Source organism: Streptomyces sp. NPDC031554 (assembly GCF_055580685.1).
The window spans coordinates 62,503-77,046 of sequence record NZ_JBVIKX010000005.1 but is presented as its reverse complement, the minus strand read 5'-3'; the positions used below and the strand labels follow the sequence as shown (position 1 = coordinate 77,046).

The 14,544-nt window shown below is 73.8% G+C and carries 10 protein-coding genes; all 10 read right to left on the bottom strand.

The window, feature by feature from the left end; translation table 11 throughout:
• Positions 1-116: 116 nt before the first annotated feature.
• Entirely contained in the window at positions 117-2,531 is a 2,415-nt protein-coding gene (locus ACZ5FU_RS15075) for a HelD family protein (RefSeq protein ID WP_451529892.1), read from the bottom strand.
• Between the two features lie 60 nt (positions 2,532-2,591).
• The gene (locus ACZ5FU_RS15070) at positions 2,592-3,371 is read right to left on the bottom strand and encodes an anti-sigma factor family protein (RefSeq protein WP_451529893.1); all 780 of its coding nucleotides are present in this window, start codon (positions 3,369-3,371) and stop codon (positions 2,592-2,594) included.
• Positions 3,372-3,421: 50 nt separating this feature from the next.
• The gene (locus tag ACZ5FU_RS15065) at positions 3,422-3,943 is read right to left on the bottom strand and encodes a sigma-70 family RNA polymerase sigma factor (protein ID WP_010039908.1); all 522 of its coding nucleotides are present in this window, start codon (positions 3,941-3,943) and stop codon (positions 3,422-3,424) included.
• Positions 3,944-4,296: 353 nt separating this feature from the next.
• Entirely contained in the window at positions 4,297-4,893 is a 597-nt protein-coding gene (locus ACZ5FU_RS15060; RefSeq protein ID WP_451529894.1) for a CGNR zinc finger domain-containing protein, read from the bottom strand.
• A gap of 297 nt (positions 4,894-5,190) precedes the next feature.
• Positions 5,191-6,375: a uroporphyrinogen-III synthase gene (locus ACZ5FU_RS15055; protein ID WP_451529895.1), complete on the bottom strand. Its 1,185-nt coding sequence runs from the start codon at positions 6,373-6,375 to the stop codon at positions 5,191-5,193.
• 100 nt (positions 6,376-6,475) lie between these two features.
• Entirely contained in the window at positions 6,476-7,891 is a 1,416-nt protein-coding gene (locus ACZ5FU_RS15050) for a nitrate/nitrite transporter (RefSeq protein WP_468643710.1), read from the bottom strand.
• A gap of 147 nt (positions 7,892-8,038) precedes the next feature.
• Positions 8,039-9,220: an acyltransferase family protein gene (locus ACZ5FU_RS15045; protein ID WP_469045510.1), complete on the bottom strand. Its 1,182-nt coding sequence runs from the start codon at positions 9,218-9,220 to the stop codon at positions 8,039-8,041.
• Between the two features lie 191 nt (positions 9,221-9,411).
• Entirely contained in the window at positions 9,412-11,496 is a 2,085-nt protein-coding gene (locus ACZ5FU_RS15040; protein ID WP_469045509.1) for a bifunctional polysaccharide deacetylase/glycosyltransferase family 2 protein, read from the bottom strand.
• A 647-nt stretch (positions 11,497-12,143) separates the two neighbouring features.
• Complete coding sequence (locus ACZ5FU_RS15035; RefSeq protein WP_469045422.1) at positions 12,144-13,163, bottom strand: translation initiation factor IF-2; 1,020 nt, start codon at positions 13,161-13,163, stop codon at positions 12,144-12,146.
• A gap of 354 nt (positions 13,164-13,517) precedes the next feature.
• The gene (locus ACZ5FU_RS15030; protein ID WP_468643706.1) at positions 13,518-14,531 is read right to left on the bottom strand and encodes a LysR family transcriptional regulator; all 1,014 of its coding nucleotides are present in this window, start codon (positions 14,529-14,531) and stop codon (positions 13,518-13,520) included.
• Positions 14,532-14,544 lie beyond the last annotated feature (13 nt).

The following is a 14,544-nucleotide window of genomic DNA, read 5'->3' as shown; positions in this document are numbered from 1 at the left end:
AAGTGGTCGCTCGTGGCGACGAAGGTTGGGCCCGGGGGCTTGGATCGAGCCGGTGTCACGTCCAGGCTAACAAACGGATCCCGGAACACCATTCCCGTGCGGGAACTTCACAGGAATCAGTCCCTCAGCAGATCGGGCACCCCGTCCGCGTCGGGTTCGTCGCGGTCCGCGGAGACGACCGTCAGCTGCTGGGTCGCCCTGGTCAGCGCGACGTACAGCACCCGCAGGCCGGCCGGGGACTCGTCGGCGATCTCGGCCGGGGAGACGACCACCGTCGCGTCGTACTCCAGGCCCTTGGCCTCCAGGCTGCCGAGGGCCACCACTCGGTCGCCGAGTCCGGCGAGCCAGCGGCGGGCCTCCTCGCGGCGGTTCATGGCCACGACGACGCCGACGGTGCCGTCCACCCGTTCCAGGAGGCGTTCGGCCTCGGCGCGGGCCGCCGCGCCCAGGGTGCCCCCCGCCGCCGTGCCCTGCCGCTCGTCCGTCCTCACGAAGCGCGGGACGACCCCCGTCGACCGCACCGCCCTCGGGGACTCGGCACCGGGCATCGCCAGGGCCAGCACCTTCGCGGCCAGCTCGGCGATCTCCGCCGGGTTGCGGTAGTTCACGGTGAGCTGGAAGCGGCGGCGCGGGCGGCTGCCGAGGGCCTCGTCGCGGGCCTGGGCGGCCTCGTCGGGGTCGGACCAGGAGGACTGGGCCGGGTCGCCGACGACCGTCCAGGTGGCGTGCCGGCCGCGGCGGCCGACCATGCGCCACTGCATCGGCGTGAGGTCCTGGGCCTCGTCGACGATGACGTGCGCGTACTCGGTGCGCTCCTGCGCGAGGCGTTCGGCCCGTTCGCGCTGCGACTCCTCGCGCACCGGCATCAGCTCCTCCAGGCCGGTGAGCTGATCCAGCGGGTCGAGTTCGCGTCTCCTGCGGGGGCGGGCCGGGGCGCCGAGGATCGCCTGGAGCTCGTCGAGCATCGCGATGTCGTGCACCGAGTGGCCCTCGCGCCTGAGCGAGCGGGCGACCCTGCGGACCTCGCCGGGGTTGAGGACGCGGCGGGCCCAGCGGCCGAGCCGGCGTTCGTCGGCCATGGCGGCCAGGACGGACTTCGGGGTCAGCTCGGGCCACCAGGCGTCGAGGAACGCGATGAAGGAGTCCTCGCCGGTCACGTCCTCGTCGAAGGAGGAGCGCAGCTCGGCGGCCAGTTCGGGGTCGCTGTGCCGGCCGGACGCGCCGGAGCGCTCCCACAGGGCGTCCAGCAGGAGCTTGCGGGCGCGGGGGCGCAGCAGGTTGACCGGCGCGGTGCCGCCGAGGGCGTTCTGCCGGATCCGGTCGAGGTCGCGGGCCTCCAGTTCCAGACGCCGCCCGAAGGCGACCACGCGCAGCCGGTCGGGCGTGCCCGCGGAAGGCTGCGGACGGGTGCCGGTGTCGTCGGTGTCGTCGGCGGACTCCCCGAACGCGAGCTGTCCGGCCGGTGACGCGCCGCCCGGCCGCCCCCCTTCGAGCGCCCCGCGCGCCGCCTTCCGCAGCACCTTGAGCATCCGGTACGACCCCTTGGCGCGGGCCACCGCCGGGGAGTCGTACAGGGTGGCCTCCAGGCCGTCGACGAGGGAGCCGATGGCGCGGATCGCGACCTGGCCCTCCTCGCCGAGGGAGGGCAGGACGCCCTCGGTGTACGCGACGAGCAGCGGGGTCGGGGAGACGATCAGGATGCCGCCCGCGTAGCGGCGCCGGTCCTGGTAGAGGAGGTAGGCGGCCCGGTGCAGGGCGACGGCCGTCTTCCCGGTGCCGGGGCCGCCCTCGACGTAGGTGACGGAGGCGGCGGGGGCACGGATGACCATGTCCTGCTCGGCCTGGATGGAGGCGACGATGTCGCGCATGGTGTGACCGCGGGCCTGGCCGAGGGCGGCCATGAGGGCGCCGTCGCCGATGACGGGCAGTTCCCGGCCGTCGAGGCGGGCCGTCAGCCGCGGCCGCATCAGGTCGTCCTCGACGCCGAGGACGCGGCGCCCCTTGGAGCGGATGACGCGGCGGCGCACGACCCGGCCGGGGTCGACCGGGGTGGACCGGTAGAACGGGGCGGCGGCCGGGGCGCGCCAGTCGATGACGAGCGGGGCGTAGTCCTCGTCGAGGACCCCGATGCGCCCGATGTGGAGGGTCTCGGCGATGTCGGCGGTGTCGTCGTCGCGGATCGCGCCGTCGGCGGGTTCCACGGCGGTGTAGGCGCCGTCGGGGCCCTTCTTGCCGTCCTTGCCGGCGAGCAGGTCGATCCGGCCGAAGAGGAAGTCCTCGAACTCGTTGTTGAGGCGGTTGAGGTGGACCCCCGCCCGGAAGACCTGGGCGTCCCGCTCGGCCAGGGCGCCGGGCGTGCCGACCTGGCCGCGGCGGGCCGCGTCGTGCATGAGGAACTCGGCCTCGTGGATCTTCTCCTCGAGGCGCCGGTACACCCGGTCCAGGTGTTCCTGTTCGACGCTGATCTCACGGTCACGAACTGAGTCCTGAACCGAGTCGACCGCGGTTTCCTGCTGAGCCTGAGCGGCCACCGGGCCCCCTTCTGACGTGCTGGGCAGCCGTCAACCGTACGCGAAGGGGGCCACTGCGGGCTACGGCGCGTCGACCTCGACGAGCTTCTTGCCGTCGAAGGTCATGACCTCGAAGTGGTCGATCTCGTTCGGGGTGAACGCGGCGCCGCCCTGGACGTAGAGCGGGTTCTTGGCCTGATCGGTCTTGGCGCCGGGCAGGCCGTAGCCCCACTCGGGGACGGACCACGACGAGATGGTCTCCCGTTCGCCGTTCTTGCCGACGGCGATGAGCGAGCACTTGTTGGGGCCCGCCACGTTCTTCAGCTCGACGACGGCCTCGGTGCCCCAGGCCTTCTCGCCCATGGCGACGGTCGCGGTGACCTTGGTGCCCGGGTCGGTGCCGGTGACCTTGTCCGAGAGCGTCTCGAAGGCCGACCTCGCGGGGCTCGCACCCGCCTCGACGGCGGTGCCGCCGCCGCTGTCGCCGCCCCCGGCCGCCACGGCCACGAGCGGGCCGCCGATGATCAGCGCGACACCGGCTGCAATCATGTACATGCTGCGCCGGCGCTTCCGGGCACGCTGGTCGGAGACCTCGACGACGAGCTTCTCGGCCAGCCGCGGGCCCGGCTTCGCGGACAGGGACTCGCCGATCGCGGGGGTCCCGGCGCCCGGCAGGTCCGCGAGCGCGGCCAGCATCGGTTCCATCCCGGCGAGTTCGTCGAGTTGCTGGGCGCACCACTCGCACCCGGCGAGATGCGCCTCGAAAGCGGTTGCCTCGGCGTCGTCGAGGATCCCGAGGGCGTAGGCGCCGACGGTCTCGTGTTCGCTCGGGCTCGGAGATCCCTGCACAGCTCCCTGCATGGGGCCAGACATACCCGAACCACCCGTTCCGAATCCCCCGTAAACACTCATCACGCCGTCACCCCCCGCTCCTCGAGAGCCAGCTTCATCGACCGCAGGGCATAGAAGACCCGTGAGCGCACGGTGCCGCTGGGTATGCCCAGCGTCTCGGCCGCCTCATTGACGGTACGCCCTTTGAAGTACGTCTCGACGAGCACCTCCCGGTGGGCCGGGGTCAGGTCGTCGAGAGCGTCGGACAGCGTCATCAGCCACAGCGCCTTGTCGATCTCGTCCTCCGCGGGGATGACCTCCAGCGGCGACGGGTCGACCTCCTGCGGCCGGGCCTGCCGGCTGCGGTGGCCGTCGATGACGATGCGCCGTGCGACCGTCACCAGCCAGGGGCGTACCGATCCGGTCGCCCGGTTGAGCTGACCGGCGTTCTTCCAGGCACGGATGAGTGTCTCCTGCACGACGTCCTCCGCGCGCTGCCGGTCACCGGCAACCAGTCGCAGAACGTACGCAAGAAGGGGTCCGGCATGCTCCCGATACAGAGCACGCATCAGCTCCTCATCAGGCTCCGAGGGCTGGGACATGCGATGTCGGGCCCTCGATCCACGTTCATTGGCCACGGCCGCATCCTTGCGCACGCCCACCTCCGGTGTCCGGGGGTTCCCCCGAGTCGGTCGCTCCCCCACCGGTACGGACGCGGTCCGGCGAGTGTTCAAACCGGAGTGACAGATTTCTGCGAGGTGACACGACAAGGGGAACATGAGGGCACATTCCCGCCCCTCTTTCTTTACATTTCCCCCACAGGGGTGACGCGGCGGCGGACTGCCCGGCGACACGCGAAGGTAAACGACGTGTAATCGAAATCACTTCGACGATTCTTCGACGCCATCGACACGAACACCCCATAGCGGACACCGCACTTGCCGCCCGGCGACGGTCAGGCGCGGGCGAGCGCCGCGCGCCGGCGGTGCCGGGCGACCCGTTCGCGGTTCCCGCAGACCTCGCTGGAGCACCAGCGCCTGCGCCGCCCGCGCGAGGTGTCGACGTACACGATCGGGCAGTCGTCCCCCGCGCACTGCCGCAGGGCAGCCCGCGCGGCGGGATCGGTCAGCAGCGACACCGCGTCGCGGGCGACCACCGCGAGCAGCGCCGCGCACTCCGGCGCCCCCTCCAACTCCCGCACCAGAGCGCCGTCCTGCGCGCGCACGGCACGGGGCACCGGGGGCGCGGCCCGGGCGACGGCGTTGACGTGCGCGAGGGCGGGGCCGTACGCCGTCCGCGTCTCGCCGGAGAGCCACCCGGACACCAAGTGACGGACACTGCCCCGGATTTCCCGGAAGGCGGGCGGCCAGGAGGGACCGGCGTGGGTCAGCGGCGTGCCGGGCGGTACGAGACCGGACCCGCCGATCCAGGCGCACAACGGCGCCACGGCGTCGAGCCGTTCGAGGGGGTGGGCGGTGGCGAGCAGGTCCAGGCAGATCCGCCCGGTGTCGAAACGGAGGTCGTAGGGGGACGTGCCCGTGCCCAGTGCCATGCGCCTGTCACCACCGCGAGGAGAGGCTGCCGGAGGAAGCGTCACCTTTCACAGTGCGGGGTGGGACCGGTCCGCCGGAAGCCCCCGGACCGGACACCTCGGCCCGCGGGGGGTCCGGGAGTCCGGGGTCCGGGAGCCCGGGAGTTCCTTCTCCACGCCGGTCCGGGCATCCCGGCCCGCCCGGCGTTCGAGGACGAGGCCGTTCAGGCCGAAGCGGGGGTCCGGGGGCGGCAGCCCCCGCGACGGGGGTCCGGGGGCGCGGCCCCCTCGACGGTCACCGCACCCCCGGTCCGCTCCTCACCCGTCGGCATACTTCGCGTCGGCCGCCGGGTCCAGCGCCAGCCGGTACCCCCGCTTCACCACCGTCTGGATCAGCTTCGGCGCCCCGAGGGCGGTCCGCAGCCGGGCCATCGCCGTCTCCACGGCGTGTTCGTCCTTCCCCGCCCCGGGCAGCGCCCGCAGCAGGTCGGCGCGCGGGACGACCCAGCCCGGCCGCCGCGACAGCGCCCGCAGCAGGGACATCCCGGCGGGCGGTACGGGCCTGAGACTGCCGTCGACCAGCACGGCATGTCCCCGGATCTCCATCCGGTGGCCGGCGACGGGCAACGCGCGGGCCCGGCCCGGCAGTTCCGTGCACAGCAGTTGCACGAGGGGTCCGAGGCGGAACCGCTCGGGCGAGACGGTCTCCACCCCGCGCGCCTGCAGGGGCAGCGCGGTGACCGGGCCGACGCAGGCGGGCAGGACGTCGTGGTGCAGGGCGGCGAGCAGGTCGGGGAGCAGTCCGCGTTCCTCGGCGCGGGACAGCAGGGAGGCGGCGGCGGGCGCGCTGGTGAAGGTCACCGCGTCCAGGCCGCGCGAGACGGTGGCGTCCAGCAGCCGGTCGAGGGGCGAGACGTCCTCCGGGGGCATCCAGCGGTACACGGGCACGCCCACGACCTCCGCTCCCCCGGCCCGCAGCGCCTCCACGAAGCCGGGCAGCGGTTCGCCGTGCAACTGGACGGCGACGCGGCGGCCCTCGACGCCCTCCTCCAGCAGCCGGTCGAGCACCTCGGCCATCGACTCGCTGGACGGTGACCAGTCCTCGGTGAGCCCGGCGGCGCGGATGGCGCCCTTCACCTTCGGGCCGCGGGCGAGGAGTTCGACGCCGCCGAGGCGGGCGAGGAGCTGTTCGCCGAGGCCCCAGCCGTCGGCGGCCTCCACCCAGCCCCGGAAGCCGATGGCGGTGGTGGCGACCACGACGTCGGGCGCGTGGTCGAGGAGGTCCTTGGTGGCGGCGAGGAGTTCGCCGTCGTCGGCGAGCTGCACGATCCGCAGGGCGGGCGCGTGCAGCACCGCCGCCCCGCGCCGCTGGAGCAGCGCCCCGAGCTCGTCGGCGCGGCGTGCGGCGGTCACCCCCACCGTGAAGCCGGCGAGGGGCCCGTGGTCTTCGGCACCCCGGCCGTCCGGGTCGTGGTCCGGTCGCTGCTGTCGCTGCTCGTACATCACTCTCGTCCCGCGGTGGAGTCGTATGGCCCTACATGCCGAGCGAGCCTGCCAAGGGTGCGTGACAGACTCGGTTCGGCTTCGTGTCGCCGGTGTTACGTCACACCTCGGCGTAGCTGAGCTGCGACTTCGCCTCAGATGCGGTACCGGATGCCGCGATCCGGCCGGCCGGACGACGAAGGTATACGGACCAGGTGACCACGAAGCACACGCCGTAGAAGGCGAGGAAGGCGACGAAGGCGCCGGTTCCGGTCCCGTAGGAGAGGAAGGACTGCCGGAAGGCGAGGTTGATGCCGACGCCGCCCAGCGCGCCGACGGCTCCGATGAGCCCCATGGAGGCGCCGGAGAGCCGGCGTCCGTGAGCGGCCGCCTCCTCGCCCACGAGCCCCTTCGCGACGGCCTTCGCCTGGAAGATGCCGGGGATCATCTTGTACGTCGACCCGTTGCCGAGGCCGGTGAGGACGAACAGGACGACGAAGACGCAGACGAACAGCGGCAGCGACTTCCGCATGCTGGCGAAGACCAGGACGGCGGTGGCGGCGGCCATGCCGACGTAGTTGTAGAGGGTGATGCGGGCCCCGCCGTAGCGGTCGGCGAGCCAGCCGCCGACGGGACGGATGAGGGAGCCGAGGAGCGGGCCGACGAAGGTGAGGTAGGCGGCCTGGAGGGGCGTGCGGCCGAACTGGTTGGTGAGCACCTGCCCGAAGGCGAAGGAGTACCCGATGAACGACCCGAACGTCCCGACGTAGAGGAAGGACATGATCCAGGTGTGGCCGTCCTTCGCGGCGTCGATCGCGGCGCCGGTGTCGTTCTTCACGGACGCCAGGTTGTCCATGTACAGGGCGGCGAGGGTCGCGGCGACGAGGATCAGCGGGATGTAGATCCCGAGCAGCACCCGGGGCCCGCCGCTCGCGCCGATGACCGCGAGGGCGGCCAGCTGGATCACCGGTACGCCGATGTTGCCGCCGCCCGCGTTGAGGCCGAGCGCCCAGCCTTTCTTGCGCAGCGGGAAGAAGGCGTTGATGTTGGTCATCGAGGAGGCGAAGTTGCCGCCGCCGACGCCGGCCAGCAGCCCCACCAGGAGGAAGGTGCCGAACGAGGTGCCCGGCTCCATCACCACGAACGCCGCGGTGGCGGGGACGAGCAGCATGGCGGCGGAGACGATCGTCCAGTTCCGCCCGCCGAACACCGCGACGGCGAAGGTGTACGGCACCCGGACGACGGCGCCGACGAGGGTCACCATCGAGGTGAGCAGGAACTTGTCGGCGGGGGTGAGGCCGTACTCCGGGCCCATGAAGAGCACCAGCACCGACCACAGGGTCCAGATCGAGAACCCGATGTGCTCGGAGAGGACGGAGAAGAGGAGGTTGCGCCGGGCGATCTTCTCGCCCCCGGCGTTCCAGAAGGCCTCGTCCTCCGGGTCCCACTCCTCGATCCAGCGGCTCCCCTTCTTCGCGGAGGCCGGGCCGGTGCTCGGTTCGGTCGGGGGTGCGGGGGCTGTACCAGGGGCTGACATGACGCCTCCACGTGCTCCGGGGCTCGGTGGTTCGCGGGGATGAGCGGTGATGAGTCCCGAAGGTAGGGAGGGCGCGTTTCCGGTCTGTGGCTGTGGGTGACCGGAAGGGAACGTTGCTCTCACCTTGCGCGGAGGCGGCATGAGAGGTCAGGCCCGGTGGGCCCCCGGGCGTCCGTCCGGCCAGATCCTCGGGCGCCGGCCGGCCGCCAGGTCCTCCACCCAGCCGAAACAGACGACGCAGCCCGCGGTGAGCAGCCAGACGGCCGGCAGCTGGGGCCAGGGGCTCACCAGGATCCAGTGGGCGTCCGTCTCCAGGACGCCCACGTCCCACAGGCGGTCCCACAGCGACGCCACGACCACGATGCACACGTTGTGCCAGAGGTAGACCGTCACGGCACGTGCGTTGAGCAGGGTGACCAGCCGGTCCCAGCGGCGCAGGCGGCGGGGCCACTCCTGCCACGCGGGGCTGAGGTGCAGGAGCAGCAGGACGGCCGCGAAGGACCACAGGGCCTGCGCGAACGGCATGTCGTCGAGGTCGTGCCCGGTCCTGAGGTCCTGGGTGAGGGCGTACCAGAGGCCGGCGCACCCCACCACCGGCGCGAGGGAGGGCACGACGTACCGCGGCAGCCGGCGCAGGACGCCCTCCTGGTGGGCCATGCCGAGCAGCCAGCACGCGCCGAACGCGCCGATGTCGCTGAGCGCCGACTCCAGCCGCCAGCCGGGGACGGTCGGCAGGCCGGACTCCAGGGCGGCCGACAGCGCGACCGGTGCGAGGATCGTCGGCCAGGGCGCGGCCCGCAGGGCGCGCCGCAGCAGCGGGGACAGCAGCACGAACCAGAGGTAGGCGCGCAGGTACCACAGGGGTACGCCCACGGCGGCCGACCAGTCCTCGCCGATCAGCCCGGGGACGCCGGGCAGGTTCTCGCCGTAGGGCGGGTCGCTCAGCGGGAGGATCCAGAAGGTGAGGTGGAGCCACCACCAGCCGGGGTGGCCCTCCTCGTCCGGTCCCCAGCCGCCCAGCAGCATGCCCGTGACGCCGACCGCGCCGAGCAGCCACAGGGGCGGCAGGAGGCGGCGGAGCCGGCCGCGGACGACGGCGGCCGCGGGACGGCGGCGCAGGGATCGGGCCATGAGGTTGCCGGCCAGCGCGAACATCACGCCCATGGAGGGGAAGACGACCGGCAGCCAGGCCCAGCCCATGAGGTGGTAGAAGACGACGCGGAACAGGGCGACGGCGCGGAGGAGGTCGAAGTAGCGGTCCCGGGAGGCCGGTCTCCGCCGCTCCCCCGCCCCGTCCCGGGCCTCCGGTGCCTCCTGCACCTCCGGCATCTCCTGCGTCCGCCCCGCCTCGGGGGTCGCTTCCGCCTCCTGTGTCCCCTCGGTCCCACGGCCCGTCCCGCGGCCCGTTCCGGACGGTGTCCGCGGGGAGGGACCGCTGGGGCGGGTGCTCGTCGGGTCGGTGGAGCGGCTGCTCCTCGGGTCGGTGGGCCGGACGTCCGTCGGGTCGGTGGGCCGGATGCTCATCGGGTCGCCCCCTCGTGCGCGGCGGGCCGCGTCTCCTCGGCGGGCGGGGCCGCCACCTGGCCCATCCGGCGCAGTTTCTGCCAGCGCAGCCGGCCGCCGGTGAGGGCGGTGATCCAGGACTGGAGCAGGACGACGTACATGAGCTGGCGGTAGAGGAGCTGTTGCAGGGGCAGGGAGATCAGCGGGGTCAGACGCTCCCGGTCCAGGACGAAGGCGTACGCCGCGCAGGCCGCCTGGACGGCCAGGACGCCGAACCAGGCCGCGATCGTCCTCCCCGTCGGGCCGAACAGCAGCCCGTAGACCAGGAACAGGTCGATCAGGGGCGCCAGCAGCGGGGCGACGACCATGAACAGGGAGACCAGGGGCAGACCGACCCGGCCGAAGCGGCCCGAGGGGCCCCGTTCCAGCAGGGCGCGGCGGTGTTTCCAGATGGCCTGCATGGTGCCGTAGCACCAGCGGTAGCGCTGGGACCACAGCTGCTGCACCGACTCCGGGGCCTCGGTCCAGGCGCGGGCCCTCTCGGCGTAGACCACCTTCCAGCCGTCGCGGTGCAGCGCCATGGTGATGTCGGTGTCCTCGGCGAGGGTGTCGTCGCTCATGCCGCCGACCCGGTCGAGGGCGGTGCGGCGGAACGCGCCGACCGCGCCCGGGATGGTCGGCATGCAGCCCAGGACGTCGTACATCCGGCGGTCGAGGTTGAAGCCCATCACGTACTCGATGTGCTGCCAGGCGCCGATGAGGGTGTCCTTGTTGCCGACCTTGGCGTTGCCGGCGACGGCGCCGACGCGCGGGTCGGCGAAGGGCTGCACCAGCTCGCGGACGGTGGAGGGCTCGAAGACGGTGTCGCCGTCCATCATCACGACGATGTCGTGCCGGGCGTTGGCGATGCCCCGGTTGAGGGCGGCGGGTTTGCCCGCGTTGAGCTGGCGGACCACGCGTACGCCGGGCAGGCCCAGGTCCTCCACGATGCGGGCGGTGCCGTCGGAGGAGCCGTCGTCGACGACGAGGATCTCCACCGGGTGGTCGCTCCTGACCAGGGAACGGACCGTGTTCTCGATGCACTTGGCCTCGTTGTACGCCGGGACCAGCACCGACACCGGTTCGGTGACCGGCGCGTCGGGGCCCCACACGAAGCCGGCGCGGCGGGTGCGGCGGGTGTGGACGGCGGACAGCAGCAGCATCAGGCCGAAGCGGGCGAAGACGAGGAAGCCGATGACGGCGAGACCGACGACGAGCACGCCGGTGAGGTCGTCGGCGGCGGCGACCAGGGCGGTCCAGGCGCGGCCCTTCCACAGGTCGAGGCCGCCGACCTCGGTGTGCGCGCTGGGCGCGTCGAGCGCCTCGGTGAGGGTCTCGAACGCGTATCCCTGCGCCTGGAGCCGGGGGAGGTAGGTGTCCAGGGCCCGGACCGTCTGGCTGCGGTCGCCGCCGGAGTCGTGCATCAGGACGATCGCGCCCTCGCCGCCCTCGGGCGTGGCGTTGCGGATGATCCGCGCGACGCCCGGCCGGCGCCAGTCCTCGCTGTCGTCGCCGGTCAGGACGGTGAGGTAGCCGCGGCTGCCGACGTACCGGGTCACCGGCCAGGTGTTGTTGTCCAGGGCGGAGGCGGTGGAGGAGTACGGCGGGCGGAACAGGGAGGTGCGGATGCCCGCGGCGCCGGCGAGGGCCAGCTGGTTCTGGGTCAGCTCCCAGTCGATGCGCTTCTTCGACTGGTAGGAGAGGTCGGGGTGGTTGAAGGTGTGCAGGCCGATCTCGTGGCCCTCGTCGACCATGCGCCGCACGAGGTCCGGGTGGCGGCTGGCCATCGTGCCGGTGATGAAGAAGACGGCGTGCGCACGGTGCTTCCCGAGGACGTCGAGGACCTGCGGCGTCCAGCGGGGGTCGGGGCCGTCGTCGAAGGTGAGGACGATCCGGTGGTCCGGGACGTCGATGCTGGTGGCCCGGCCGCCGCGGGTGTCGACGACGGGGCCGCCGTCGCGGATCGCCTGCGGCACCCGGTCGGCGGCGGCGTCCGAGCGGACGCGGTGGTCGGCGAGGACCTCACTGTGCACATAGCCGCGCAGCAGCAGCATCGCCATCATCGCGAACAGCACCACGAGGGGCAGCAGACGGCGCAGGCGCAGGGGTGGCCGCAGGCGTCTGCGGGCGGCGGCCGCCGGGGACCCGCCCCCGGCGGGGAGCCGGCCGGCCGCCGGGGCCCGGCGACCGCGGGACCGGCCCCGGCCGGCACGGCGTCCGGTCGCGGGCGGCCGCGGTGCGCCGCCCTGCTCGTGGTCGCCGCCGGGCGCGGACGGGGCCGGGCCGTGCGCGGGGTGGGTGGAGTCTCCGGCGGACCTTCGGGTCGCGGACCGGTTGCTGCGTGGAGCCATGAGGGACGTTCTTTCGGGGACGAGGACGGGCCGGCCGACGCCGGAGGAGGACGGGGACTGCGGTGCCGGATGTGACGGCGTTGCGGGCACGGCGGTGCCGGATGTGACGGCGGTGCCGGTGGGCCCGGAGGCTGTGACGGGGACGAGGACGGGCCGGGCCGGGGTGCCGGGGCCGGTGGCCGCGCGGGTGGGCCGACGGCGCCGAAGGCGGGTCGGCGCCGGGCGTCGGCGGCCGTACGGGACGGGGCCGCGGGCCGGCACGGGCCGGACCGGCCCGCCACTGCGCGGACGCGCGCGACGGCGCGGGCCCGACCTGCGGGGTCGGATCGGGGCGGGACGGGGTCGGGTCGGGGTGGGACTCAGACGACGGTGCCGGACACCGTCACGCGGAGGGAGGCGTCATCGCCGCCGGAGACCGACGAAGAGGACGGGCCCGACGAGCCCGACGGCGCGGGACCGGTTCCCGGACCGGCCTCCGGGGCCGCGGCCGTACCGGTCTCCTCTCCGGAGCCGGACCCCGAACCGGAACCGGAACCCGGAACCGAACCGGAACCCGGAACCGAACCGGAACCCGGTCCGGCTCCCGAGCCGGACCCGGCACCCGGCTCCGCCCCGACGACCACCGGGTCCGCCGCGCCTCCCGCCACCGTGGTCCCCGCGCCTCCCGCCGGGGAGGGCGAGGGCGGCGGGGTGGGTTCCGCGGTGGCGGAGGGGGACGGCTCGGGCGACGGCGGAGGTGCGGCCGGGCTGCTGGGCGCCGGGGCCGGGGCCGGGGGCGCGCCGGTGAGGACCGGGCTGGGCCGGCCGGAGCCGCTGGGCAGGGGCCGGGGCGCGGCGGCGGGCCCGCTCGGCGGCACGACGGCGCTGCCCGAGGCGCTGGGCCGCACACCCTTGCCGGACGGGAGCACGGCGGGCCCGGAGGCCGCCTCCTGGCCGGGGCGGCCGGGCACGGCGAAGCCGGGCGGCGTCGGGGTGGGCGAGGAGCCGGGCTCGTCGGAGGTGTCGACCCGGGCGGCCGGCTCGTCGTCCTTCTGGCCCGGTACCGGCAGCCAGGGCGCACCGGCGTTCCCGGACAGGAGCGTGGCGACGATGACGACGGCGTAGGTGGCGCAGGCGAGTCCGACGGCGATGCCGATCCGGCGGAAGGTACGGCTGCGGCGGCCCGACTCGTCGACGAACACGGGTACGTCGGAGGCGTCCGGACCGCCGCCGCGCGGGCCCGTTCCCGGCGGCGGGGAGTCGAGCTGGACGGTCACCTCGTCGGGGTCCTCGCCCTCCGCGTCCGTGCCGGGCAGGAGGACGGAGGCTTCTCCGGCCTCCCCCCAGGGGTCCCGGAGCCCGCCGTTCGACCGTTCGTTTTCGGAAAGGGCGTTCGACACCGGAGGCTCACCGGTATGTACCGAGTCGTCCCGGTATCCGCTCGGGACCCGACCGCCCGCCCCGGGGCCGGCCCCCGGGAGGAGGTCGCGATCACCGCGCCCCGGTCCACCCCCCACGGCCCGTCGCGCACCGTCGGGACATTCCCGGGTTCCTCCCTTCACCGCTGGTACGTCTCCGGTCGGCGATGCCATCTCCGGCCACTCCGGCCGGGCGTCTTCGCGCCAATTCTTCACGTGTGCGTTTCCCCCCACGGGACACCACGGGTCTGTTGCTGGATGCGCCTGGGACGACGAGCACATGCCGACGAAACCGGGCCCCCACCCGGTCGGCGCACCCCTGTGACCCCAGCGTGCTCAGGGCGACGAATCTAGCGCAGGCACGGGGGCGATGTGTGCGATGTCTCTTTTATGGGTACACGCCATGTTCATGTCGATGGCCGGAATCCAACCGTCGGCCGGGCGCTCCAACCACCCTTCCTCGAGGCCGAGTTCGGCCGCGGCCCGGCGCAGCGCGTCGAGCGCCGGATGGACCAGCCCCTTTCGCCACACCAGCGACACGGGGGACAGCGGGACCGGGTCGACGAGCGGTCGCAGCACCGCTCCGGGCATGGCCGGAAAACCTACTACCGCAAGAATCGGCGAGGGCTCCTTGGCCATGATCCGGCGGAACTCCTCCTCCCCCACGGCGAGCGGGACGGGCGGCGCGACCTCGATGCCGCGCCCCTCGAACAGCAGCCGGGCGAGGCCGGTCCACTCCGGGGTCCGCGGGTTGCCCGCGCCCGCGTACACCCGCTCGCCCGCCAGCGCGGACAGCGGCACCCGGGCCGCCGACGCCAGCGGGTGCCCCTCGGGCAGCAGGACCGCCATCGGCTCGTAGCGCACGAGCTGGTGGTCCAACCGGGCGCGCAGCGTCGGGTCCAGGCCCGCGTACCGGCCGAACGACGCGTCCAGCCGGCCCGCCGCGATCTCCACGGCCGCGCCGGTCAGACCGCTTTCGAAGCGGGCCATCAGCTCGTGCTCGGGGGCCAGTTCGCGGGCCCGGTGCAGCACCCGGCGGCCGGTGGCGAGCCCCGGGGAGTTCAGGTCGACCAGGAGCGGCCGGGCCGGGCCGAACGCGGCGAGCAGGTCGTCCAGCGCGCGGAGGACCTCGCGCGCGTGGGGCACCAGCCGCTCGCCCTCGGCGGTGAGCGTCACCTGCCGGGTGGTCCGCAGGAAGAGTTCGGCGCCCAGCTCGCGCTCCAGCCGCCGCACGTCCCGGCTGAGGGCCTGCTGGGCGACGTAGAGGCGGGCCGCGGCGCGTGTGAAGTGGAGTTCCTCGGCGACGGCGAGGAAGGCGCGCAGCAGGCGGGGATCGAGACGGTCGGGCATCCGGTGAATTTAC

Excerpts from the sequence above, each read along its gene's own strand:
- ACZ5FU_RS15070 (WP_451529893.1), bottom strand. The coding sequence starts at position 3,371 with ATGCAGGGAGCTGTGCAGGGATCTCCGAGCCCGAGCGAACACGAGACC.
- ACZ5FU_RS15065 (WP_010039908.1), bottom strand. The coding sequence starts at position 3,943 with ATGTCCCAGCCCTCGGAGCCTGATGAGGAGCTGATGCGTGCTCTGTAT.
- ACZ5FU_RS15060 (WP_451529894.1), bottom strand. The coding sequence starts at position 4,893 with ATGGCACTGGGCACGGGCACGTCCCCCTACGACCTCCGTTTCGACACC.
- ACZ5FU_RS15055 (WP_451529895.1), bottom strand. The coding sequence starts at position 6,375 with ATGTACGAGCAGCGACAGCAGCGACCGGACCACGACCCGGACGGCCGG.
- ACZ5FU_RS15050 (WP_468643710.1), bottom strand. The coding sequence starts at position 7,891 with ATGTCAGCCCCTGGTACAGCCCCCGCACCCCCGACCGAACCGAGCACC.
- ACZ5FU_RS15045 (WP_469045510.1), bottom strand. The coding sequence starts at position 9,220 with ATGCCGGAGGTGCAGGAGGCACCGGAGGCCCGGGACGGGGCGGGGGAG.
- ACZ5FU_RS15040 (WP_469045509.1), bottom strand. The coding sequence starts at position 11,496 with ATGATGGCGATGCTGCTGCTGCGCGGCTATGTGCACAGTGAGGTCCTC.
- ACZ5FU_RS15030 (WP_468643706.1), bottom strand. The coding sequence starts at position 14,531 with ATGCCCGACCGTCTCGATCCCCGCCTGCTGCGCGCCTTCCTCGCCGTC.